Source organism: Streptococcus oralis (genome assembly GCF_001075675.1).
GTDB classification, from domain to species: domain Bacteria; phylum Bacillota; class Bacilli; order Lactobacillales; family Streptococcaceae; genus Streptococcus; species Streptococcus oralis_V.
Window position 1 is genome coordinate 44,588 of sequence record NZ_JUNW01000056.1, and the last position, 22,657, is coordinate 67,244.

General features: G+C 40.6%; 23 protein-coding genes and 1 pseudogene. 20 read left to right on the forward strand and 4 right to left on the reverse strand.

Annotated elements, in window-relative coordinates; translation table 11 throughout:
• The first annotated feature begins 7 nt into the window (after positions 1 to 7).
• The 9 genes and pseudogenes from ADM50_RS08890 (at position 8) to manA (ending at position 9,961) form a co-directional block, all read left to right on the forward strand.
• Entirely contained in the window at positions 8 to 379 is a 372-nt protein-coding gene (locus ADM50_RS08890) for a cupredoxin domain-containing protein (RefSeq protein ID WP_049485390.1), read from the forward strand.
• 9 nt (positions 380 to 388) lie between these two features.
• On the forward strand, positions 389 to 2,611 hold the full coding sequence (locus ADM50_RS08895) for a heavy metal translocating P-type ATPase (protein WP_049485391.1): 2,223 nt from the start codon (positions 389 to 391) through the stop codon (positions 2,609 to 2,611).
• A 209-nt stretch (positions 2,612 to 2,820) separates the two neighbouring features.
• Complete coding sequence (gene spxB, locus ADM50_RS08900; protein WP_007520383.1) at positions 2,821 to 4,596, forward strand: pyruvate oxidase; 1,776 nt, start codon at positions 2,821 to 2,823, stop codon at positions 4,594 to 4,596.
• 109 nt (positions 4,597 to 4,705) lie between these two features.
• The gene (locus ADM50_RS08905) at positions 4,706 to 5,053 is read left to right on the forward strand and encodes a VOC family protein (protein WP_049485392.1); all 348 of its coding nucleotides are present in this window, start codon (positions 4,706 to 4,708) and stop codon (positions 5,051 to 5,053) included.
• A gap of 305 nt (positions 5,054 to 5,358) precedes the next feature.
• Positions 5,359 to 7,356: a DUF1430 domain-containing protein gene (locus ADM50_RS08910; RefSeq protein ID WP_049485393.1), complete on the forward strand. Its 1,998-nt coding sequence runs from the start codon at positions 5,359 to 5,361 to the stop codon at positions 7,354 to 7,356.
• Between the two features lies 1 nt (position 7,357).
• Positions 7,358 to 7,993, forward strand: coding sequence for an ATP-binding cassette domain-containing protein (locus tag ADM50_RS08915; protein ID WP_049485394.1), 636 nt, complete (start codon positions 7,358 to 7,360; stop codon positions 7,991 to 7,993).
• A 228-nt stretch (positions 7,994 to 8,221) separates the two neighbouring features.
• Positions 8,222 to 8,302: pseudogene (locus ADM50_RS09565) on the forward strand (VOC family protein); the annotation flags it as partial.
• A gap of 197 nt (positions 8,303 to 8,499) precedes the next feature.
• The gene (locus tag ADM50_RS08925) at positions 8,500 to 8,772 is read left to right on the forward strand and encodes a SemiSWEET family transporter (RefSeq protein WP_049485396.1); all 273 of its coding nucleotides are present in this window, start codon (positions 8,500 to 8,502) and stop codon (positions 8,770 to 8,772) included.
• 244 nt (positions 8,773 to 9,016) lie between these two features.
• The gene (gene manA / locus ADM50_RS08930) at positions 9,017 to 9,961 is read left to right on the forward strand and encodes a mannose-6-phosphate isomerase, class I (RefSeq protein ID WP_049485397.1); all 945 of its coding nucleotides are present in this window, start codon (positions 9,017 to 9,019) and stop codon (positions 9,959 to 9,961) included.
• A 41-nt stretch (positions 9,962 to 10,002) separates the two neighbouring features.
• Here manA and ADM50_RS08935 read toward each other — a convergent pair whose 3' ends face one another.
• Positions 10,003 to 11,343, reverse strand: a complete 1,341-nt coding sequence (locus tag ADM50_RS08935) for a sodium-dependent transporter (protein WP_049485398.1) — start codon at positions 11,341 to 11,343, stop codon at positions 10,003 to 10,005.
• 252 nt (positions 11,344 to 11,595) lie between these two features.
• On the opposite strand from ADM50_RS08935, the gene ADM50_RS08940 reads away from it, so the two are divergent.
• Positions 11,596 to 12,336 carry a MerR family transcriptional regulator gene (locus ADM50_RS08940; protein WP_049485399.1) on the forward strand — a complete coding sequence of 247 codons (741 nt, stop codon included), beginning with the start codon at positions 11,596 to 11,598 and terminating at the stop codon, positions 12,334 to 12,336.
• Between the two features lie 28 nt (positions 12,337 to 12,364).
• On the opposite strand, the gene ADM50_RS08945 is transcribed toward ADM50_RS08940, so the two are convergent.
• The 3 genes from ADM50_RS08945 to ADM50_RS08955 are packed head-to-tail and all read right to left on the reverse strand — an operon-like array spanning position 12,365 to position 14,918.
• A complete protein-coding gene (locus tag ADM50_RS08945) occupies positions 12,365 to 12,820 on the reverse strand; it encodes an 8-oxo-dGTP diphosphatase (protein ID WP_049485400.1) in 456 nt (151 codons plus the stop codon).
• A gap of 19 nt (positions 12,821 to 12,839) precedes the next feature.
• Positions 12,840 to 14,015: an aminoacetone oxidase gene (aao, locus tag ADM50_RS08950; protein WP_049485401.1), complete on the reverse strand. Its 1,176-nt coding sequence runs from the start codon at positions 14,013 to 14,015 to the stop codon at positions 12,840 to 12,842.
• A 57-nt stretch (positions 14,016 to 14,072) separates the two neighbouring features.
• Positions 14,073 to 14,918 (reverse strand): DegV family protein, encoded by an 846-nt coding sequence (locus tag ADM50_RS08955; protein ID WP_049485402.1) that lies wholly within the window; start codon positions 14,916 to 14,918, stop codon positions 14,073 to 14,075.
• A 124-nt stretch (positions 14,919 to 15,042) separates the two neighbouring features.
• Here ADM50_RS08955 and ADM50_RS08960 point away from each other — a divergent pair, with 124 nt between their 5' ends.
• The 10 genes from ADM50_RS08960 to ADM50_RS09005 all read left to right on the forward strand — a co-directional run bounded on the left by ADM50_RS08960 (position 15,043) and on the right by ADM50_RS09005 (position 22,587).
• Complete coding sequence (locus ADM50_RS08960; protein ID WP_049485403.1) at positions 15,043 to 15,600, forward strand: TetR/AcrR family transcriptional regulator; 558 nt, start codon at positions 15,043 to 15,045, stop codon at positions 15,598 to 15,600.
• Positions 15,601 to 15,618: 18 nt separating this feature from the next.
• Entirely contained in the window at positions 15,619 to 16,086 is a 468-nt protein-coding gene (locus ADM50_RS08965) for a deoxycytidylate deaminase (protein WP_049485404.1), read from the forward strand.
• Between the two features lie 88 nt (positions 16,087 to 16,174).
• Entirely contained in the window at positions 16,175 to 16,804 is a 630-nt protein-coding gene (upp, locus tag ADM50_RS08970; protein WP_000515974.1) for a uracil phosphoribosyltransferase, read from the forward strand.
• Positions 16,805 to 16,976: 172 nt separating this feature from the next.
• Positions 16,977 to 17,567, forward strand: coding sequence for an ATP-dependent Clp protease proteolytic subunit ClpP (gene clpP / locus ADM50_RS08975; RefSeq protein ID WP_000613467.1), 591 nt, complete (start codon positions 16,977 to 16,979; stop codon positions 17,565 to 17,567).
• A 78-nt stretch (positions 17,568 to 17,645) separates the two neighbouring features.
• Positions 17,646 to 17,915 (forward strand): YlbG family protein, encoded by a 270-nt coding sequence (locus tag ADM50_RS08980; RefSeq protein ID WP_049485405.1) that lies wholly within the window; start codon positions 17,646 to 17,648, stop codon positions 17,913 to 17,915.
• Positions 17,916 to 18,003: 88 nt separating this feature from the next.
• On the forward strand, positions 18,004 to 19,164 hold the full coding sequence (locus ADM50_RS08985; RefSeq protein WP_033629440.1) for an ABC transporter substrate-binding protein: 1,161 nt from the start codon (positions 18,004 to 18,006) through the stop codon (positions 19,162 to 19,164).
• Positions 19,165 to 19,283: 119 nt separating this feature from the next.
• Positions 19,284 to 20,153, forward strand: coding sequence for a branched-chain amino acid ABC transporter permease (locus tag ADM50_RS08990; protein WP_000941413.1), 870 nt, complete (start codon positions 19,284 to 19,286; stop codon positions 20,151 to 20,153).
• 3 nt (positions 20,154 to 20,156) lie between these two features.
• Positions 20,157 to 21,113: a branched-chain amino acid ABC transporter permease gene (locus ADM50_RS08995; protein ID WP_000856262.1), complete on the forward strand. Its 957-nt coding sequence runs from the start codon at positions 20,157 to 20,159 to the stop codon at positions 21,111 to 21,113.
• Entirely contained in the window at positions 21,113 to 21,877 is a 765-nt protein-coding gene (locus ADM50_RS09000) for an ABC transporter ATP-binding protein (protein WP_001186014.1), read from the forward strand. The genes ADM50_RS08995 and ADM50_RS09000 overlap by 1 nt, the downstream gene beginning before the upstream one ends.
• A complete protein-coding gene (locus ADM50_RS09005) occupies positions 21,877 to 22,587 on the forward strand; it encodes an ABC transporter ATP-binding protein (protein ID WP_000062207.1) in 711 nt (236 codons plus the stop codon). Before ADM50_RS09000 ends, ADM50_RS09005 begins: the two co-directional genes overlap by 1 nt.
• The last annotated feature ends 70 nt before the right edge of the window (positions 22,588 to 22,657 follow it).

The window sequence follows — 22,657 nt, forward strand, 5'->3', positions numbered from 1 at the left end:
AGACGCTATGTTAAATCTATTTGTATCTATTGTTGTTTTAGGAATGATTGCTTTTATCCTCTTTTGGTTTTTCAAAAAACCGCAAGAAGATGCTAAGAGAGCCCAGCAAAAAAAGGGCTACCAAGAGATTCGAGTGGAAGTCATGGGGGGCTATACGCCAGAGTTGATTATCCTCAAGAAATCAGTGCCAGCCCGCATTGTCTTTGATCGCAAAGACCCGTCGCCCTGTCTGGATCAGATTGTCTTCCCAGACTTTGGAGTGCATGCGGATTTGCCAATGGGTGAAGAGTATGTAGTGGAAATCACGCCTGAGCAGGCTGGAGAATTTGGCTTTGCTTGTGGTATGAACATGATGCACGGCAAGATGATTGTAGAGTAGGAGGAAATGATGACTGAAATTGTGAAAGCAAGCCTAGAAAATGGCATTCAAAAAATCCGTATCACAGCTGGAAAAGGCTATCATCCTGCCCATATCCAGCTTCAAAAAGGAATTCCAGCTGAGATAACTTTTCATCGTGCCACACCTTCAAACTGTTACAAGGAAATTCTTTTTGAAGCAGAAGGAATTCTAGAACCAATCGGTGTGGATGAAGAGAAGACAATTCGTTTTACACCTCAAGAGTTAGGCCAACATGAATTTTCATGTGGCATGAAGATGCAAAAGGGGAGCTATACTGTAGTTGAGAAGACGCGAAAATCTTTGTCACTTTTGCAACGTTTTTGGATTACTAGCATCTTTACCCTGCCTCTTGTTTTTCTCATGATTGGGATGTTGACAGGGACTATTAGTCATCCAGTCATGCATTGGGGCACCTTTTTAGCCACAACGCCTATTATGCTGGTAGCAGGTGGTCCTTATATCCAGAGTGCTTGGGCCAGCTTTAAAAAGCACAATGCCAACATGGATACCTTGGTGGCACTGGGAACTCTAGTGGCCTATCTTTATAGTCTAGTAGCCCTCTTTGCTGGGCTCCCTGTTTACTTTGAAAGTGCTGGATTTATCCTCTTCTTCGTTCTTTTGGGAGCCGTTTTTGAGGAAAAAATGCGAAAAAACACTTCTCAAGCTGTAGAGAAATTACTAGACTTGCAAGCTAAAACAGCAGAAGTATTGCGTGATGATCGCTATGTTCAAGTTCCCTTGGAGCAAGTCAAGGTAGGTGACCTGATTCGAGTGCGTCCCGGTGAAAAGATCGCGGTTGATGGTGTTGTTGTCGAAGGTGTCTCCAGTATTGATGAATCCATGGTGACAGGTGAGAGCCTGCCGGTAGACAAAACAGTTGGAGATACTGTGATTGGCTCCACTATCAATAATAGTGGAACACTGGTTTTTAAAGCAGAAAAAGTTGGTTCAGAGACTGTCTTGGCTCAGATTGTGGACTTTGTGAAGAAAGCCCAGACCAGCCGTGCACCGATTCAGGATTTGACGGATAAGATTTCAGGAATTTTTGTCCCAGCAGTTGTCATTTTAGGACTTCTTACTTTTTGGGTCTGGTTTGTTTTACTTGGAGATAGCTTTGTGACTTCTCTTCTTTATGGAGTAGCAGTTTTGATTATTGCCTGTCCTTGTGCACTAGGACTTGCAACACCGACAGCCCTTATGGTGGGGACAGGTCGCAGTGCCAAGATGGGAGTTCTCCTCAAAAATGGAACGGTTCTACAGGAAATCCAGAAAGTCCAAACTATTGTTTTTGATAAGACAGGAACTTTGACGGAAGGGAAACCGGTGGTCACAGATATCATCGGCGACGAAGTAGAAGTGCTTGGATTGGCAGCTTCTTTAGAAGAAGCCTCTCAACACCCACTGGCTGAGGCCATTGTCAAGCGAGCGACTGAAACTGGACTTGAGCTTCACACTGTGGAAAATTTCCAAGCCTTGCACGGAAAAGGTGTTTCAGGGCAAATCAATGGAAAACAAGTTTTGCTTGGAAATGCTAAAATGCTAGATGGAATGGATATTTCTAGTGCTTATCAGGAAAAACTAGAAGAACTGGAAAAAGAAGCTAAGACAGTTGTGTACTTGGCTGTTGACAATGAAATTAAAGGCTTACTTGCCCTACAAGATATTCCCAAAGAAAATGCCAAGCTCGCCATCAATCAGCTGAAAAATCGTGGTCTCCGAACAGTGATGCTGACAGGGGATAATGCTGGCGTGGCGCGTGCTATTGCCGATCAGATTGGAATCGAAGAGGTCATTGCAGGTGTCTTGCCAGAAGAAAAAGCCCATGAAATCCATAAACTACAATCAGCTGGAAAAGTAGCCTTTGTTGGTGATGGTATCAATGACGCTCCTGCCCTCAGTGTAGCAGATGTGGGGATTGCTATGGGAGCTGGAACAGATATTGCCATCGAGTCAGCAGATTTGGTGTTGACAACTAATAACCTCCTAGGAGTGGTTCGTGCCTTTGACATGAGCAAGAAAACCTTCAATCGAATTCTGCTCAACCTCTTTTGGGCCTTTATCTACAATGTCGCCGGAATTCCGATTGCAGCAGGAGTCTTTTCAGGAATTGGTCTCGTTCTCAATCCAGAACTGGCTGGTCTAGCCATGGCCTTTAGTTCTGTATCTGTTTTAACCAGTTCACTCATGCTAAACTTTAGTAAAATAGACTAAAAGCGAGCTTGCTCGCTTTTTATTATAAAACAGTTATATAAAACGTTTTCAAACTGTACTGTAATAGAGAATAAAAACTTCTGAGCACATTCTTAGGAGACCAAAAACAAATGTGGTAAAGTAGTAGAGTAAAAATTTGCTGAAACGTTTCCAATTAGTATATGAAAACGGATGAATCAAATTTTAAAAATATTTGAAGGAGAGTTATAATGACTCAAGGGAAAATTACTGCATCAGCAGCAATGCTCAACGTATTGAAAACATGGGGCGTAGACACCATCTACGGTATCCCATCAGGAACACTCAGCTCATTGATGGACGCTTTGGCTGAAGACAAAGATATCCGCTTCTTGCAAGTTCGCCACGAAGAAACAGGTGCTCTTGCAGCGGTTATGCAAGCTAAATTCGGCGGCTCAATCGGGGTTGCAGTTGGTTCAGGTGGTCCAGGTGCGACTCACTTGATTAACGGTGTTTACGATGCAGCTATGGATAACACTCCATTCCTTGCTATCCTTGGATCACGTCCTGTTAACGAACTCAACATGGATGCCTTCCAAGAATTGAACCAAAACCCAATGTACAATGGTATCGCTGTCTACAACAAACGTGTAGCTTACGCTGAGCAATTGCCAAAAGTAATCGACGAAGCTTGCCGTGCTGCAGTTTCTAAAAAAGGTCCAGCTGTTGTTGAAATCCCAGTAAACTTCGGTTTCCAAGAAATCGATGAAAACTCATACTACGGTTCAGGTTCATACGAACGTTCATTCATCGCTCCTGCTTTGAACGAAGTTGAAATTGACAAAGCAGTTGAAATCTTGAACAATGCTGAACGTCCAGTTATTTATGCTGGTTACGGTGGTGTTAAAGCTGGTGAAGTCATTACTGAATTGTCACGTAAAATCAAAGCACCAATCATCACAACTGGTAAAAACTTTGAAGCCTTTGAATGGAACTACGAAGGTTTGACAGGTTCTGCTTATCGTGTTGGTTGGAAACCAGCCAACGAAGTGGTCTTTGAAGCAGACACAGTTCTTTTCCTTGGTTCAAACTTCCCATTTGCTGAAGTTTACGAAGCCTTCAAGAACACTGAAAAATTCATCCAAGTCGATATCGACCCTTACAAACTTGGTAAACGTCATGCCCTTGACGCTTCTATCCTTGGTGATGCAGGTCAAGCAGCGAAAGCAATCCTTGACAAAGTAAACCCAGTAGAATCTACTCCATGGTGGCGTGCAAACGTTAAGAACAACCAAAACTGGCGTGATTACATGAACAAACTCGAAGGTAAAACTGAGGGTGAATTGCAATTGTACCAAGTTTACAATGCAATCAACAAACATGCTGATCAAGACGCTATCTACTCAATCGACGTAGGTGACACTACTCAAACATCTACTCGTCACCTTCACATGACACCTAAGAACATGTGGCGTACATCTCCACTCTTTGCGACAATGGGTATTGCCCTTCCTGGTGGTATCGCTGCTAAGAAAGACAATCCAGATCGCCAAGTATGGAACATCATGGGTGACGGTGCATTCAACATGTGCTACCCAGACGTGATCACAAACGTTCAATACGACCTTCCAGTTATCAACGTTGTCTTCTCAAATGGTAAATATGCCTTCATCAAGGACAAATACGAAGACACAAACAAACACTTGTTTGGTTGTGACTTCCCTAACGCGGACTACGCGAAAATCGCTGAAGCTCAAGGTGCTGTAGGATTTACAGTTGACCGTATCGAAGATATCGATGCAGTTGTTGCAGAAGCTGTTAAATTGAACAAAGAAGGTAAAACTGTTGTGATCGATGCTCGCATCTCTCAACACCGTCCACTTCCAGTAGAAGTACTTGAACTCGATCCAAAACAACACTCAGAAGAAGCAATCAAAGCCTTCAAGGAAAAATACGAAGCAGAAGAACTCGTACCATTCCGCCTCTTCTTGGAAGAAGAAGGATTGCAATCACGCGCAATCAAATAATTCCTCTCGTCGAAAATCAAATGTAAACTTTGTAGATTTTATTCTTTGATTTTCAAGAGTCTAACTTGAAAAGATCGGAGCAATCCGGTCTTTTTATGGAGGATAGTAAATGAATTTAAATCAATTAGATATCATCGTTTCAGAAGTTCCTCAAGTCTGTGCTGACTTGGAGCGTATTTTGGATAAAAAGTCCGATTATGTTGATGACAGTTTTGCTCAGTTCACGATAGGCAGTCATTGTCTCATGTTGTCTCAAAATCATCTGATTTCTTTGGAAAACTTTCAGTCAGGAATCATTCTTCATATCGAGGTTGAGGATGTAGACCAGAACTACCAACGGTTGAAAGAGCTTGGTGTCGAGATTTTACACGGACCAGCTGTAACCGATTGGGGAACGGAATCGCTACTAGTTAAAGGCCCTGCTGGTTTAGTGATTGATTTTTATCGTATGAAATAGGGCGCGTAGTCATTTGACGTTAACCTTAGCTATTTTTAAAACAGAAATTGAGAATGCGAATTATTAAAAGATCGGAGCAATCCGGTCTTTTTATAACGGTTTTTAGCACACAAATGATTGACAGCGCTTTCTTGTTGCGCTATAATGAACATAAATATAGGTGGAGTGAGTGCTTTAAATAAATTAGGAAGGAGGAAATAATGCGTTTTTAAAGCATTTATCTTATTAGAGTCTTAATTGGTATTGATTAGTGAGTAGGGAGGGGAGTTGACTTCCCCTCTTTTTTCGTATAAAAGGAGTCATCTATGTATGGTTTATTAAAAAAAATATTAGCATGTTCTTCCTTTGTCTTGATAACCCTTGTCGGTCTTCTCTTTGTTTACCACTATAAGAGTGAATTGTTGGGAGGTTATAGTCAGAAAGTTGATGTTGTGAGTTCGACTAGTTCCATTGCTACGGATTTACAGAAAATTGCAGAAGATACTGGAACTGTTCTGGCGAGGAGAATAGTAGATGTTAAAGAAAATGAGAGAGGTGAGGTGGAAAACACTTACATTCCTATTGGAGGAGAACTACCAAAAGATTTACCCTTACAAGAAAACCAAGGACTTATTCAAAATGCTTCATATAATACTCTTTATATTATTGTCAAAGGAAATCTAAGCGCTCAAGATTTGGCAGGCAGATTGATTGAAAAGGGACATCAAGCGAATGCTGTGGAAGCAAATTCTGGACTCACCCTCTTAAAATTTCTCTTAGTCTATCCACAAGCTATTATGATAGCCTTTGTTTTTCTAATTTCTTTTCTTACACTCCTGGTTGCGGACTATATTGTTAATATTCGATCGGTCAGTATCAAGAGAATATCAGGATTAGGTAAGTATCAGATTGCCCTTAGGGGAATTTGGAAAGAGAGTCTTTTTTTAGTAGGGAGTGCTAGCATTGTATTTGTACTAGCTATTCTTATACTTATTTTACAAAGAAATGCTACATTACTTGCTATAGAATTGATTGGATTTCCCTTACTAGCTTGGTTAGTCATTCTACTTTTTCTAAACTTTTTTGCCTCCAATCTGTTTTATCATATCTTACAGAGACAACCGATGAACCTATCCCTTAAGGGGAAAGCTCCCTTGCATTTGATTTTTGTTTTGGTTATTGTAACACAGATTTTTTCACTCCTAACGGTTATGTACAGCATTTATGGGGTGGTGGATATGACTAGAAAAGTGAGAACTTTGGAAGAAGGGAAGCAAGCGTGGACACAATATCCTAGCTATTTTGCGACTCATGGTCTTGATACAGGAGAGGAGAAAGTTGATAAAGAAAGAGTACAGGCATTTTACGGTGACTTAGTCTCAAAAACTGAGCCACTATACATTGGAACTACTTTAGATTATATTGCTATGTCTAGTAATTCTCAGAAAAACTCTGATTATCCAACTTCTGAAAATATTTCAAATCAACTAAAAGTTAATCGAAAGTTCATTAAGCAAAGTGGTCTTCAACTAAACACAGAAGGACAAGCTTTCTTTGAACAAATGGGAGACTTTGATCGTTTGATTTTAATTCCAAAGAGTAAGGAAAATAAGATTGAGGATTTGAAAAAGCTTTGGTCTCGGTTTGTTCAAAAGGGATTTGCACCCGATAATGCACCAATTAGGAAAAATCATCCAGATGAAAGAGTGGAAGTTGCGACTTATGAGGGAGGAGAAAACCTCTTTATCTATCCGATTTTTACTTCTGTACATTACTTAGTTAATCGAGATAGTTTTGTTCACGATCCGATTATTATCGTGTATGGATCTGCTTATGAAAGACAAGGAGTTGCAGGATTTGATATATCAAACTATGTTTTTGACCATCCTGAGCAAGTCAGGGAAATTATAAAACAGTATAAAATGACAGCACATATCGGAAGCTTTACTAATGGTCTTTATTCTTTTGAGTCAAAAATCCAACAGGTGACAGTGGAAAGATTGTTACTCTTGATTGCGTCGTGCATTAGCCTAGCTACTTCCGTCCTGTTGATGATTCTGTTAAATACACTTTATTTTTATCAAGGGCGTAAGACTTATTTTATTGAACGTTTAGCAGGAAAATCTCTTATTGTGATTCATCATTTTTACTTGCTTACCTTGATGTGTGGTTACTTTTTATTAGCAGGTTTGGCTACTTTCTTACATCTCCCAATCTTGGTTACGCTATTTCCTATTTTTATGGCTGTTGGTTTTCTCGCACTCTTTTTCTTTCAATTAAGGCAACACCAAACAAGTAGTATCTTATATCTGAAAGGAGGGTAATATGATTGAGTTAAGAGATATTCAAAAGACATTTGATGGGCATGTTGTTCTTCGTGATTACTCTTATCAGTTTTGTGAGGGGAAATCTTATGCCTTGATAGGAGAATCAGGTGCTGGTAAGACAACTTTGTTAAATATCATTGGAAAGCTAGAAACAGCTCAAAATGGTACAGTAGAAATAAATGGCATTGACCTTAGAAAGATAAAGGAAAAAACTTATTTTAAAGATTTTGTTAGCTATCTTTTTCAAAATTATGGATCAATTGAAAACAGGAGTATTAAAGATAATTTGGAATTGGCTTTTATTGGCAAGAAACTTTCCAGAAAAGATAAAGTGGAACAAATGTGTGAAGCATTAAAAAAGGTTCATCTCCAGCTCGATTTGAATCGGAAAATTTATTCTTTATCTGGTGGGGAAGCCCAACGTGTTGCCATAGCTAAAGTCATGCTAAAGGATTCTCCAATTGTACTTGCGGATGAACCTACGGCTTCGTTGGATGAAAAAAATAGCCGAGAGATTATTGATTTGATTCTTGGGTTACAAAATGAAAAACGTATTATTATCATTGCAACTCATGATAAAAGCGTTTATGAGCGTTTAGATGAAGTGATAGTGGTAAGAAAGGAGCAGAAATGAAAAATCGATTTAGTTTGACGCTTATCTTTTTTCAGGTAATGATAGCGGGCTCCTCTCTTTTTGTTATCCTAACTCAGTTTGGTTTACTTCGTCAACCTGTAAAAATCATCATACAGATGATCTGTCTTTTTAGTTTTTTATCTGTATGTATTACTATCTACAATTATGTTCGTGAAGAAAAGGATTAAAAGATACTGTTTTTATGAATGACTGTATGATAGTTTTAATGTTCAACCTGATTGGGGAACAGAGTCCTTATTAGTTAGAGGACCTGCTGGTTTAGTGATTGATTTTTATCGTATGAAGTAGGTAATTCTATTATCAAATTTTTTATCTAAAAATTTAAACATTCTTAGAGCGGAACTTAAAAAGATCGGAGCAATCCGGTCTTTTTTTTATCACAAGATTGTGATAGTTTACATCTTCATAACAAAAGCTACAAAGTCTTGATTGTATTGAAAAAAGATTATAAAATATGATTCATAAAAATGAAAGAGGTTTTGAAAATGTCTGAAAAACAAATGAAAATTTTGGGTTGGGTAGCGACCTTTATGTCCGTTATGATGTATGTCTCTTACTTCCCACAAATCATGAACAACTTGGCTGGTCAAAAAGGGAATTTCATCCAACCCTTAGTCGCAGCCATCAACTGTAGTCTATGGGTTTATTACGGTCTTTTCAAGAAAGAAAGAGATATTCCCCTTGCGGCTGCTAATGCACCGGGTATCGTTTTTGGCCTAGTAACGGCTATCACAGCTTTGATTTTAAAAAAAGACTAGTTTCAGTCTTTTTTTGTACATAAAAATAGATTCTCAAGTAAAGGAAGTCTAATGAGAGTTGAGGAAAACAGCCGTTGACAGCGAGCTATCTGAGTGCTGCTTTAGAGGTTCCTCCATAAAGTAAAAGATTATTTCGTTACTATTTTTATAAAATCTTCTCTCTACTTTATAAGATGTAAAAAAGAGTTCAATTAGACCTGGCTTTTTGCTATAATGAAGTGAGAAAAACAGACAGGAGAATAAGATGTCAGAACCATTATTTTTACAATCAGTTATGCAAGAAAAAATCTGGGGTGGTACCAAGCTACGTGATGAGTTTGGTTACGATATTCCAAGTGAAAAAATCGGGGAATACTGGGCTATCTCAGCTCACCCAAATGGAGTTTCTAAGGTAGCTAATGGTCGCTTTGAGGGAACAGACCTTGCTACTTTGTATGCGGAACACCGTGAGTTGTTTGGCAACCGTCCAGAACCAGTATTTCCTCTCTTAACTAAAATTCTCGATGCCAATGACTGGCTCAGTGTCCAAGTGCATCCAGACGATGCTTATGGACTAGAACACGAAGGCGAACTTGGAAAAACAGAATGCTGGTATATCATCGCTGCAGATGAAGGATCAGAGATTATCTATGGCCACAATGCCAAGTCAAAAGAAGAACTCCGTCAGCAAATCGAAGCTAAAGACTGGGATGGTCTATTAACAAAAGTCCCTGTTAAGGCTGGAGATTTCTTCTATGTACCAAGTGGAACCATGCACGCTATCGGGGCGGGAATCTTGATTCTTGAAACCCAACAGTCTAGTGATACAACCTATCGTGTCTATGACTTTGACCGTAAGGATGACAACGGCAACTTGCGTGAACTTCACCTTGAAAAATCTATTGATGTTTTAAACATTGGAGAGCCTGCCAATAGCCGTCCTGTAACTATCAAAGCTGATGATTTACGTTCCACTCTACTTGTATCCAATGAATTCTTTGCCGTTTACAAGTGGGAAATCACTGGAAAAGTTGATTTTGAAAAGACAGCTGACTACAGCTTGTTGAGTGTCTTAGCTGGCCAAGGGAAACTGATTGTAGATGGAAAAGATTATCCAATCCAAAAAGGTAGCCACTTTATCCTACCAAGTGATGTTGAAACTTGGACCCTAGAAGGGCAAGGTTTGGAATTGATTGTTAGTCATCCATAAAAAAAGAAAGGGCCTGAGTTCACTACTCAAGTCCTTTTTGCTTACATAAATTGGGCGATAAAGACCACAATGATGATAATTGGAATGATGAAACGAAGGAGGAAGAGCCAGACTTGGAAAAGTCCCTGTTTCCATGCTCTTTCATCAAGATGGAGTTCCTCCATAGCAAGGGCCTTCTTAAAGATATAGCCTGTAAAGAGAGAAAGGCAAAGAGCGCCAAATGGCATGAGGAGATTGGAAACCAAGAAATCCATGGCATCAAAGAAGGTTTTACCCAAAATATGAACATCCGCCATAACACCGTAAGATAGGGCTGAAGGAATTCCAAAAACAAAGGTCAAGATTCCTAAGATGGCACTCCATTTGGCCCGTTTGCTGTTATTCTGATTGGTGATATTTCCCACATTGATTTCCAGCATCACGACAGATGAAGTGACTGTCGCAAAAAGGAAGAGCAAGAGGAAGAGGATGTAGAAAATGGTTCCAAAAGGCATCTTGTCAAAGAGTTGAGGCAAGACGATAAAGAGCAGGCTTGGTCCACCCTCGGATTGGATGTTGAAGGCTGACATAGCAGGAAAAATGGCTAGACCTGCCATGATGGACACAGAGATATTCATGGCTACGATGGAAATCCCTGATTGGACCAGATTGGTTTTCTTGTCCAAGTAGGAAGCATAGGTCAGCATGGCTGTCACCCCTAGTGAGAGGGCAAAGAAAGATTGTCCCAGAGCATAGAGGAGACCAGCACTGGTCAGTTTTGAGAAGTCTGGTTTGAGGAAATAAAGAACGCCTTCCATGGCATTTGGCAAGCTGAGAGAGCGCCCGATGATGACGACAAAGATGATAAAGAGTAGCGGCATCATGACTTTTGAGGCTCTTTCAATCCCTTTTTGAACCCCACGTGATACAATAAAGATATTCAACAAGATAAAGGCAGCTTGTGCGCCAAGGGCAATGGCTGGGTTTGAGATGATTGAAGTAAATAACTGAGCGTAATCACCCGTTCCGCTGAGTTGGAACAATTTTCCAAACTCAATGCCTAGATAGACTAAAATCCATCCTCCAATAACACTGTAAAAGGAGAGGAGGATAAAGAGGGCAAAGGCACCAATCCAACCGATAAAGTTGTACTTGTTATTCTTGCCTAGTTTTCCAAAGGTTTTGATAGCGGAAACGCCAGCACTACGGCCAAGGGCAAATTCAGCCAGCAGGAGCGGGAAACCGATTAAAATGGTGGAAATGAGAAAGACCAGTAAAAAGCCTCCCCCGCCATTAGCGGCAGTCATGTAGGGAAATTTCCAAACGGCTCCAAGTCCGATGGCTGAACCAGCAGATGCTAGAATAAAGCCAAGCTTTGAGCCCCATTGCGATTTTTCTGACATAGTTGAAACTCCAATCTTGTTTTTAAAATAAGAAAAGGCTACTTGAGTTGTCAAATAGCCCTCTCTCAATGGCTCTTTATGAGCCTTCTGTTTGATTGATAGACTTGACTATCCTATCATGTTTTCAAAGGTCTGTCAAGAAAACCATTTTCAAGTTTTCACACCGTTCTCAAAAAGTTAAAAATTTTTCTCAAAAACGCTTGACTCTGACCTAAGGGGAGGGGTTATACTATTTCTTGTAAGGAGGAAATCATGTACCATATAAAAGAAGCTGCGCAGCTTTCAGGTGTCTCTGTCAAGACCCTGCATCACTACGATAAGATAGGGATCTTGGTTCCCTTAAAGTCGGAAAACGGCTATCGAACCTACAGTCAGGAGGATTTGGAACGCCTTCAGGTTATTCTGTATTATAAATATCTAGGTTTTTCTTTAGAAAAAATAGCAGAGCTGTTAAAGGAAGAAAGGACAGATTTATTGCCCCATTTGACCAGACAGTTGGACTATCTGACCCAAGAAAGGCAACATCTGGATACCTTGATTTCCACCTTGCAAAAAACCATTCAAGAACAAAAAGGAGAAAGAAAAATGACGATTGAGGAAAAATTCACTGGATTTAGCTATCAAGACAATCAAAAATACCACCAAGAGGCGGTAGAGAAGTATGGTCAAGAAGTCATGGGCCAGGCTCTCGAGCGCCAAAGTGGTAGAGAAGATGAGGCTACAGCCGCCTTCAACCAAGTTTTTCAAGCCTTGGCACAAAACCTTCAAGCTGGTCTGCCTGCAACAGCGGCCGAAAACCAAGAGCAAGCAGACAAACTATTGCAAGCTATTCGTACTTATGGATTTGACTGCTCTATTGAGGTATTCGGTCATATCGGCAAAGGCTACGTCTACAACCCAGAGTTTAAGGAAAACATTGACAAATTTGGACCTGGAACAGCTCAATACACATCAGATGTCATTGCAACTTACGTTCAGACAAATGCAGAATAAATAGGCTAGGAATTTCCTAGCCTATTTTTTACTTCAAGTCATAAAGCCAGTCGTCACCGTCTTTGTAGTAAAAGAATTCACTGAGATCCTCCTCTACAAATACACGAAGCATATCTGACATATCATCGGTGGCAAGTTTTAGTTGAGAGAGATTTTTATAATCTTCCCACCATACCTTTCCTTCGTCTGAAGACTGGAGTTCACCAGTAAAGTGTTCTGTCTTGTAAAAAAGGACGACATAACGGTAATCCTCATCGTCGTACCAGTCCTTGATACCACAGAGTTGAGGTTTAGAAATGGTCAGACCAGTTTCTTCCTTCACTTCACGAATGACAGCATCGACAAAGGATTCGCCACGTTCAACATGACCACCAGGAAAAGTAATACCAGGCCAGTCGGGACTAACTCGGTCTTGAACCAGAACCTCGACTCCGTTTTGAATCATACACATATTGACAAATTCGACTGTTTCTCTTCTATTCATTCTTTATAACCTTTGATTTTTAATCATAATGCAGACTTCCTGCCACCCATCCGGTGCAGAGGGCAGAAGTGATGTTAAAGCCACCCGTGTGGGCATTGATGTCTAGGACTTCTCCAGCAAAGTGGAGGCCAGGTACCAGCTTACTTTCAAGGGTTTTAGGATTGATTTCCTTAAGACTGACGCCTCCTTTGGTGACAAAGGACTTGGCCAATGACATTTTACCAGTGACAGGAATTTTGAGAGCCTTGATAGATTGGACAAGCTGGTCACGTTCTTTTTCAGTTAGCTGTTTGACTTTTTCAGGAAATCCTTGTACCAAAAATTCTGCCAAGCGTTCTGGCAACAAGGTTTTTAAAGCATTTTTCAAGGATTTTTCCCGATTATCTTCTAGAAATGCAGCCAAGTCCTTCTCAGAAAGTTGAGGCAAAACATCGAGTGAGAGAACCTCTCCGCCCTTGACAAAGCTAGACATACGTAGGGCAGCAGGGCCTGACAAACCAAAGTGGGTAAAGAGTAGATCATGAGTGATGACATGCTTGCCATAGCTTAGGGTCACGTCATCTAGGGAAATTCCCTGTAAGGCCTTATGCGGAAAATCTGTTAACAAAGGACTTTCAGCAGCTTCAAGCTCAGTAATGGTGTGCTTAAAATGCCGGGCAATCTCGTGACCAAAACCAGTTGAGCCAGTGGAAGGATAGGATTTCCCACCTGTTGTGACTATGAGTTTATCACAAGTGAAGGTTTGGTCTGCGGACTTAAGAACAAACTGGTCGTCTATCTTTTTAACCGAAACAATTTCGGTTTGAGCGAGAACTTGTCCCCCTAGCTCAGCGATTTTCTTTTCCAGAGCCTCGATAATAGTCCGCGATTTGTCGCTAGCAGGAAAGACACGACCGTGGTCCTCAACCTTTAGTTTAACACCGTTTTCCGTGAAAAAGTTGATGATATCATGGTTATCAAACTGGGAGAAGACACTGTATAGAAAGCGGCCATTTCCAGGGATGCCAGCAAGTAGGTCGTCCAAACTTCCATTGTTGGTTACATTGCAACGTCCCCCGCCTGTTCCAGCTAATTTTTTTCCGAGTTTCCGATTTTTTTCGATGAGAAGAGTTTTCTGACCATAAAAGCTACTGGAAATGGTAGCCATCATGCCCGCAGGCCCTCCACCGATGACAATAGTATCAAAATGTTTCATAGATCTATTGTACCACAAAAAACAAGAGATGCTTGGCCTCTCTTGTTGCTTATAATCTTAGTTGATTTCATATCCCATCAACAAACCGCCATCTTCTGCATAAAAACTGCAGAGACCAGACGTAGGAATGATTTTGATATTGGCTTGTGGGAAGGTTTCCAGCAAGCGTTCTGACAATTGCTGACAGAATTTTTCATTGTTGCGATGAGCCATGACAATTCGACCACCAGCATAGCCAGCCTTGATGAGCTCTTCATAGGCTGCTTGAAGGGATTTTTTTGGTCCACGCGCTTTTTGGAGCAGTTCTAGGGTTCCAGTTTCACTTGCTTCCCCAACCATACGGATGTTGAGGAGGCCAACGACTGTACCGATAAGCTTACTCAAACGGCCATTTTTTACCAAGTTATCGACCTTAGCGAGGACAAAGAGCAACTTCGTTTTTTCTTGGTAGGCAGTAATAGCTTGAACAATTTCCTCGAAAGACAAACCCTGGTCAATCAAGTCGTTTAATTTTTCTACGAGCAAGTCAACCTCACCACCTGCAGACAATGTATCGATCACATGAATCTGGGTGTCAGGATGTTCTTCAAGATAGATATTCTTAGCGAGCTGTGCACTATTATGGCTACCTGAAAGAGTACCAGTAATGGTAACGACAAAGATATGCTTAGCACCTTCAAATGCTCGCAAGTAATCATCAGGGCTAGGACAGGCTGATTTTGAAGCCTCAGAAGTCGCATACATGGTTTCCATCATGTGGTCAATGTCAAGATTGGTATCATCGATAAAGACCTGATCAGCTACTTGAATGGTTAAAGGAACATTCACAAATTCGGTATCAATAGCAGGAGTTGCCAGTTGACGATAATCACAACCAGAGTCAGCTACAATCTTCCAAGTCATAGAAATTCTCCATCTTTGTCATTTATACATTGACAAAGGTTCTGTCTTTTTTTACAATTATATCATGAAAGCCCTTGAAACAAAAGTACCACCTCTCTGTTGTCACAAGTAGAAAGAAATTGTTATGCCTGAACGTAAAATATCTGAAAAATCTCTTGAAAATCTCAGAAAATCAAATCAAGAATCCAATTTTTTAACCAGAGAAGCAATCGAGACGGCTCTTTTGCAACTTCTAGAGAAAAAAGACTTGGCCAAGATCAGTATTTCGGAGCTGGTCAAACGGGCGGGCGTCTCTCGTGCTGCCTTCTATCGTAACTATGACTCCAAAGAAGAGATTTTGGAAAGCGTCTTTAAACGCAGTGTCCATAACATTATGGAACAGTTGAGCCACTACGATGTCAAAACAGACCTTTATCTGGTCTGGGTACACCTTTTCCGCGCAGCCAAGAAAGAAGCCAAGGTTATCCAACTTGCTCTGGACTACCATTTGGAAAAGATTTTTATCCAAGCCATGCAGGAATTTCTAGAAAAATACCACGGAAAGTCAAAAGGTGTTAGCAGCTACCTTCATTCCTTTTGGAGTTCTGCCATCGTATCGGTTCTGCTCAAATGGATTAAGGATGGCATGAAGGTTCCGGCTGAAAAGATTGCAGATTTACGCTTGCCATTTTTCAAAAAATAGGGGATAAGGAGAAGACTTATGACAGAAAAAAGACTGGCTTGGGATGAGTACTTTGCAGCCCAGGCTTTACTGATTGCCAATCGTTCAACCTGCAAACGTGCAAAAGTGGGAGCTGTCCTCGTTAAGGACAATAAGGTCATTTCAACAGGCTATAATGGTTCCGTATCAGGAACGGAGCACTGTATTGACCACGAATGTCTGGTCATTGAAGGTCACTGTGTTCGAACCCTTCACGCCGAGGTTAATGCTATTCTCCAAGGGGCTGAGAGAGGGGTTCCCAGAGGATTTACAGCCTATGTGACCCATTTCCCTTGTCTGAACTGCACCAAACAACTGCTACAAGTTGGTTGCAAGCGCGTGGTTTATATCAACCAGTACCGAATGGATGACTATGCCCAGTACCTTTATCATGAAAAAGGTACTGAGTTGACCCATTTACCATTAGAGACTGTTCAGACAGCTCTTCAAGAGGCAGATTTGACTTAAAAATTAATAAAAATAAATGGTTTAGAAAGCTTTTTAAACCGTTTTTTGATATAATAAGAAGAATAAATTGAAAGAAGGAACTCAGAAAATGGGAAAAATTGAAGTCATTAATCATCCACTCATTCAACACAAATTGTCAATCTTGCGACGTACAGATACTTCTACAAAAGCTTTTCGTGAACTAGTAGATGAGATTGCGATGTTGATGGGATATGAAGTACTTCGTGATCTTCCACTTGAAGATGTGGAAATCGAAACACCTATCACAAAGACCGTTCAAAAACAATTGGCTGGGAAAAAATTGGCGATTGTCCCAATCTTGCGTGCAGGTATCGGGATGGTAGATGGCCTCTTGAGCTTGGTTCCAGCAGCCAAAGTTGGACATATCGGTATGTACCGTGATGAAGAAACCCTTCAACCAGTTGAATACTTGGTGAAATTGCCTGAGGATATTGACCAACGTCAAATCTTTGTCGTTGATCCAATGTTGGCAACAGGTGGCTCAGCAATCTTGGCAGTAGATTCGCTTAAAAAACGTGGCGCTTCAAATATCAAGTTTGTCTGCCTAGTATCTGCTCCAGAAGGTGTGAAAGCTCTTCAAGAAGCACACCCAGATGTAGAAATCTTTACAGCAGCCTTGGATGAACGCTTGAACGAACACGGTTATATCGTTCCAGGTCTTGGAGATGCTGGAGACCGCTTGTTCGGTACTAAATAAAATCCCAAAGTAAATACTGAAATTAGAAGTTCGTTTTTGACTTGAAAGGAGGTTGAGTTTTTGTTTCTGTTTAGAGAATAGAGCAAAAATTTGACCTTTTTTGACCAAAAAGATATAATAATTCTGTATTGAGTCGTAAGACTAAGAAAATTCAACATAAAAGGAGAAATGAATGATTCCTGTAGTTATTGAACAAACAAGCCGTGGAGAACGTTCCTATGACATTTACTCTCGTCTTCTGAAAGACCGCATCATCATGCTAACAGGTCCAGTTGAAGACAACATGGCCAACTCTGTTATCGCCCAATTACTTTTCTTGGATGCCCAAGACAGCACAAAAGATATTTACCTTTATGTCAATACACCTGGGGGCTCTGTTTCAGCTGGTTTGGCAATCGTTGATACTATGAACTTTATCAAGGCAGATGTCCAAACAATCGTTATGGGAATGGCTGCATCCATGGGAACTGTCATTGCATCAAGTGGCGCAAAAGGCAAACGTTTCATGCTTCCAAATGCGGAGTACATGATTCACCAACCAATGGGTGGTACAGGTGGTGGTACCCAACAAACCGATATGGCAATCGCTGCAGAGCACTTGCTCAAAACTCGTAAGACTTTGGAGCAAATCCTTGCAGATAACTCTGGTAAATCAGTCGAGCAAATTCATGCAGATGCAGAACGTGATTACTGGATGAGTGCCCAAGAAACACTTGAGTATGGCTTTATTGATGAAATCATGGCCAATAATTCTTTAAGCTAAGCAACCTAGAAAGCAAACTCGACGGAGTTTGCTTTTTTTGATATAATAGGAGAAGATTTCTTAGAAAGAGGATCCCTCATGTTTGAAAAAACAAATCGATCAGGATTAATCATCTATCTCTACTATAACCGAGATGCAAAAAAACTTCAGGAATACGGTGATATCTGTTACCATTCCAAAAAACATCGTTACTTGCAGCTCTATGTTCCAACTGGGGAGCTAGATGACTTAGTTGAGAGATTAGGTAAGGAAAGATATATCAAGAAAATTAGACGTTGCCATATCCAAGAGCTAGAGACTCCCTTCGTTGGGAACCTCTATCGTAACGAAGAAAACGTTATCATTTAAAAAATTAAATAAATGTATTGACAATTTTCTGATAATTCGGTATATTCTTAACATACTATTTTTTGAAACAACTATAAGGAGATTAAAAATGAAGAAAAAATTTGCCCTATCTTTTGTGGCTCTTGCTAGTGTTGCTCTTCTTGCTGCCTGTGGAGAAGTTAAGTCAGGAGCGTCAAACACAACTGGAAATCCAGTAGACGAAAAAACAATCAAAATCGGTTTTAACTTTGAAGAGACAGGTGCTGTAGCTGCTTACGGTACAGCTGAACAAAAAGGTGCCCAACTTGCTGTAGACGAAATCAACGCTGCAGGTGGAATTGATGGAAAACAAATCGAAGTTGTGGACAAAGACAACAAGTCAGAAACTGCTGAAGCAGCTTCTGTTACAACAAACCTTGTTACCCAATCAAAAGTAGCAGCTATTGTAGGACCTGCGACATCTGGTGCAACTGCTGCAGCTGTAGCTAACGCTACTAAAGCTGGAGTGCCATTGATTTCGCCAAGTGCTACTCAAGACGGTTTGACTAAAGGTCAAGATTACCTATTTATCGGAACATTCCAAGATAGCTTCCAAGGGAAGATTATTTCTAACTATGTAACAAACAAATTGAATGCTAAGAAGGTTGTTCTTTATACTGACAACGCTAGTGACTATGCTAAAGGTATTGCTAAATCTTTCCGCGAAGCCTATAAGGGTGAGATTGTAGCAGATGAAACATTCGTAGCAGGTGATACAGACTTCCAAGCAGCCCTTACTAAAATGAAAGGGAAAGAGTTTGATGCTATCGTAGTTCCAGGTTACTACACAGAAGCTGGTAAAATTGTAAACCAAGCTCGTGGTATGGGAATTGATAAACCAATCATTGGTGGTGATGGATTTAACGGTGAAGAATTTGTTCAACAAGCAACTGCTGAAAGAGCATCAAACATTTACTTCATCTCTGGATTCTCAACTACTGTTGATGTTTCTGCAAAAGCTAAAGCTTTCCTTGAAGCATACCGTGCTAAATACAACGAAGAGCCTTCAACATTCTCAGCTTTGGCCTATGACTCAGTTTACCTAGTAGCAAATGCTGCAAAAGGTGCTAAAAACTCAGGTGAAATCAAGGACAACCTTGCTAAAACCAAAGATTTTGATGGTGTAACTGGTCAAACAAGCTTTGATGCTGACCACAATACAGTGAAAACTGCTTACATGATGACCATGAACAATGGTAAAGTTGAAGAAGCAGAAGTTGTAAAACCATAACATTAGAATAGGAATTGAAATGGGGAATGAGCCTTTGACTCACTCCCTGTTTCGGTGTTTATGAACTTGTGAAAATAATGAAATTTTCTAAAAAATAACGATAGAAAAGAGTGAATGCTATGCTCCAACAACTTGTGAATGGTCTAATTCTGGGTAGTGTTTATGCACTTTTGGCTTTGGGTTATACCATGGTTTATGGAATTATCAAACTCATCAACTTCGCCCATGGCGATATTTACATGATGGGTGCCTTTATTGGTTACTTTTTGATTAATTCTTTCCAAATGGATTTCTTTTTAGCTTTAATTATTTCAATGGCAGGGACCGCGCTACTTGGTGTTGTGATTGAGTTTCTTGCCTACCGTCCTTTACGACACTCCACACGTATTGCTGTATTGATTACTGCCATCGGGGTGTCTTTCCTACTGGAATATGGAATGGTTTATCTAGTAGGCGCCAATACTCGTGCCTTCCCTCAAGCAATTGAAACAGTCCGCTTTGACTTGGGACCAATTAGCTTGACAAATGTTCAATTGATGATTTTAGCAGTTTCTGTCCTCTTGATGGTTTTATTACAATTGATCGTCCAAAAAACAAAAATGGGGAAAGCTATGCGTGCGGTATCAGTTGATAGCGACGCAGCTCAATTGATGGGAATTAATGTAAATCGTACAATCAGCTTTACCTTTGCTTTGGGTTCAGCCCTTGCTGGTGCGGCAGGTGTCCTCATTGCCCTTTACTACAACTCTCTTGAACCTTTGATGGGTGTGACTCCAGGTCTAAAATCATTCGTTGCGGCCGTACTCGGTGGTATCGGGATTATTCCTGGTGCAGCTCTAGGGGGATTTGTGATTGGCTTGTTGGAAACATTTGCTACTGCCTTCGGTATGTCTGATTTCCGTGATGCTATCGTATATGGAATCTTGCTTTTGATTCTGATTGTTCGACCTGCAGGTATCCTTGGTAAGAATGTGAAAGAGAAGGTGTAAACAATGAAGACAAATCTTAAAGTAAATATTCTCTGGTTATTCCTTCTGTTAGCGGGTTATGGATTGATTAGTGTACTGGTTTCTGCTGGTGTTCTCAATCTATTCCATGTCCAAATTTTAGAACAAATTGGGATTAATATCATCCTTGCAGTAGGTTTGAACTTAATCGTTGGTTTTTCAGGTCAATTCTCACTTGGTCATGCAGGTTTTATGGCGATTGGGGCTTATGCAGCAGCGATTATTGGTTCAAAATCACCAACCTATGGTGCCTTCTTTGGAGCGATGGTCTTGGGCGCTTTGATTTCTGGTGCAGTTGCTTTGCTCGTTGGGATTCCAACGCTTCGTTTGAAGGGTGACTACCTGGCTGTTGCGACACTGGGTGTTTCAGAAATCATTCGTATCTTTATCATTAATGGTGGAAGTTTGACCAATGGTGCTGCTGGTATCTTGGGTATTCCAAACTTTACTAACTGGCAAATGGTTTATCTATTTGTGGTGATCACAACTATTGCAACTCTCAACTTCTTACGTAGTCCAATTGGACGCTCTACTCTATCTGTTCGTGAGGATGAGATTGCTGCAGAATCCGTTGGGGTAAACACCACAAAGATCAAGATTATCGCTTTTGTCTTTGGAGCCATTACAGCAAGTATTGCTGGTTCACTTCAGGCTGGTTTTATCGGATCTGTTGTCCCAAAAGATTACACCTTTATTAATTCCATCAATGTGTTGATTATCGTTGTATTTGGTGGACTTGGATCGATTACTGGTACCATCGTTTCAGCGATTGTTTTAGGAATTTTAAATATGCTCCTTCAGGATGTAGCAAGCGTACGTATGATTATCTACGCTTTGGCTCTTGTATTGGTCATGATTTTCAGACCAGGTGGACTTCTTGGGACATGGGAATTGAGTCTATCACGTTTCTTTAAAAAATCGAAGAAGGAGGGACAAAACTAATGGCATTACTTGAAGTTAAACAGTTAACCAAACATTTTGGCGGTCTAACAGCTGTTGGAGATGTCACTCTTGAATTGAACGAGGGAGAATTGGTTGGTCTGATTGGACCAAACGGAGCTGGTAAAACAACCCTTTTCAATCTCTTGACCGGTGTTTATGAACCAAGCGAAGGTACTGTGACACTAGATGGTCACCTCCTAAATGGGAAAACTCCCTATAAGATTGCTTCACTTGGTCTCAGTCGTACTTTCCAAAATATTCGTTTGTTCAAGGACTTGACAGTTTTGGAGAATGTTTTGATTGCATTTAGCAATCATCATAAACAACATGTCCTTGCGAGCTTCCTACGCCTACCAGCTTTTTATAAGAATGAGGAAGAATTAAAAAGCAAAGCTTTGGACTTGTTGAAGATCTTTGATTTGGATGGTGACGCAGATACTCTTGCCAAGAATCTGGCTTATGGTCAACAACGTCGATTAGAAATCGTTCGTGCTCTGGCAACTGAACCTAAGATCCTCTTTTTGGACGAACCTGCAGCTGGTATGAATCCACAAGAAACAGCTGAATTGACAGAATTGATCCGTCGTATCAAAGATGAATTTAAAATTACCATCATGCTTATCGAACATGACATGAATTTGGTTATGGAAGTCACTGAGCGTATCTATGTTCTTGAATATGGTCGGTTGATTGCTCATGGGACTCCGGATGAGATCAAGAACAACAAACGTGTTATCGAAGCTTATCTAGGAGGTGAAGCCTAATGTCTATGTTAAAAGTTGAAAACCTCTCTGTGCATTATGGTATGATCCAAGCAGTTCGTGATGTAAGTTTCGAGGTTAATGAAGGTGAAGTTGTTTCCTTGATTGGTGCCAATGGTGCTGGTAAAACAACCATTCTTCGTACCCTTTCAGGTTTGGTTCGTCCAAGTGCTGGTAAAATTCAGTTTTTAGGAAAAGAAATTCAAAAGTTGCCAGCTCAAAAAATTGTAGCAGGTGGCCTTTCACAAGTTCCTGAAGGACGCCATGTTTTCCCAGGTTTGACTGTTATGGAAAACTTAGAAATGGGAGCCTTTTTAAAGAAAAATCGTGAAGAAAATCAAGCTAACTTGAAAAAAGTCTTTTCACGTTTCCCTCGTCTGGAAGAACGCAAAAACCAAGATGCGGCAACTCTTTCAGGTGGTGAACAGCAGATGCTTGCTATGGGACGCGCTCTCATGTCTACACCTAAGCTCCTTCTCTTGGATGAGCCGTCAATGGGACTTGCCCCGATCTTTATCCAAGAAATTTTTGATATCATTCAAGATATTCAGAAGCAAGGAACAACAGTTCTCCTAATTGAACAGAACGCTAACAAGGCCCTTGCTATCTCTGATCGTGGTTATGTACTTGAAACAGGAAAGATTGTCCTATCAGGAACAGGAAAAGAACTCGCAGCATCAGATGAAGTCAGAAAAGCATATCTAGGTGGCTAAACTAGTCTGGGAGACTAGTTTAGGCTGTGGATGGAGATTGCGCACGCAATCCCTCTATAGTCCGGGGGAC

Coding starts and splice junctions, on each gene's coding strand:
- ADM50_RS08890 (WP_049485390.1), top strand. CDS start 8: ATGTTAAATCTATTTGTATCTATTGTTGTTTTAGGAATGATTGCTTTT.
- ADM50_RS08895 (WP_049485391.1), top strand. CDS start 389: ATGACTGAAATTGTGAAAGCAAGCCTAGAAAATGGCATTCAAAAAATC.
- spxB (WP_007520383.1), top strand. CDS start 2,821: ATGACTCAAGGGAAAATTACTGCATCAGCAGCAATGCTCAACGTATTG.
- ADM50_RS08905 (WP_049485392.1), top strand. CDS start 4,706: ATGAATTTAAATCAATTAGATATCATCGTTTCAGAAGTTCCTCAAGTC.
- ADM50_RS08910 (WP_049485393.1), top strand. CDS start 5,359: ATGTATGGTTTATTAAAAAAAATATTAGCATGTTCTTCCTTTGTCTTG.
- ADM50_RS08915 (WP_049485394.1), top strand. CDS start 7,358: ATGATTGAGTTAAGAGATATTCAAAAGACATTTGATGGGCATGTTGTT.
- ADM50_RS08925 (WP_049485396.1), top strand. CDS start 8,500: ATGTCTGAAAAACAAATGAAAATTTTGGGTTGGGTAGCGACCTTTATG.
- manA (WP_049485397.1), top strand. CDS start 9,017: ATGTCAGAACCATTATTTTTACAATCAGTTATGCAAGAAAAAATCTGG.
- ADM50_RS08935 (WP_049485398.1), bottom strand. CDS start 11,343: ATGTCAGAAAAATCGCAATGGGGCTCAAAGCTTGGCTTTATTCTAGCA.
- ADM50_RS08940 (WP_049485399.1), top strand. CDS start 11,596: ATGTACCATATAAAAGAAGCTGCGCAGCTTTCAGGTGTCTCTGTCAAG.
- ADM50_RS08945 (WP_049485400.1), bottom strand. CDS start 12,820: ATGAATAGAAGAGAAACAGTCGAATTTGTCAATATGTGTATGATTCAA.
- aao (WP_049485401.1), bottom strand. CDS start 14,015: ATGAAACATTTTGATACTATTGTCATCGGTGGAGGGCCTGCGGGCATG.
- ADM50_RS08955 (WP_049485402.1), bottom strand. CDS start 14,918: ATGACTTGGAAGATTGTAGCTGACTCTGGTTGTGATTATCGTCAACTG.
- ADM50_RS08960 (WP_049485403.1), top strand. CDS start 15,043: ATGCCTGAACGTAAAATATCTGAAAAATCTCTTGAAAATCTCAGAAAA.
- ADM50_RS08965 (WP_049485404.1), top strand. CDS start 15,619: ATGACAGAAAAAAGACTGGCTTGGGATGAGTACTTTGCAGCCCAGGCT.
- upp (WP_000515974.1), top strand. CDS start 16,175: ATGGGAAAAATTGAAGTCATTAATCATCCACTCATTCAACACAAATTG.
- clpP (WP_000613467.1), top strand. CDS start 16,977: ATGATTCCTGTAGTTATTGAACAAACAAGCCGTGGAGAACGTTCCTAT.
- ADM50_RS08980 (WP_049485405.1), top strand. CDS start 17,646: ATGTTTGAAAAAACAAATCGATCAGGATTAATCATCTATCTCTACTAT.
- ADM50_RS08985 (WP_033629440.1), top strand. CDS start 18,004: ATGAAGAAAAAATTTGCCCTATCTTTTGTGGCTCTTGCTAGTGTTGCT.
- ADM50_RS08990 (WP_000941413.1), top strand. CDS start 19,284: ATGCTCCAACAACTTGTGAATGGTCTAATTCTGGGTAGTGTTTATGCA.
- ADM50_RS08995 (WP_000856262.1), top strand. CDS start 20,157: ATGAAGACAAATCTTAAAGTAAATATTCTCTGGTTATTCCTTCTGTTA.
- ADM50_RS09000 (WP_001186014.1), top strand. CDS start 21,113: ATGGCATTACTTGAAGTTAAACAGTTAACCAAACATTTTGGCGGTCTA.
- ADM50_RS09005 (WP_000062207.1), top strand. CDS start 21,877: ATGTCTATGTTAAAAGTTGAAAACCTCTCTGTGCATTATGGTATGATC.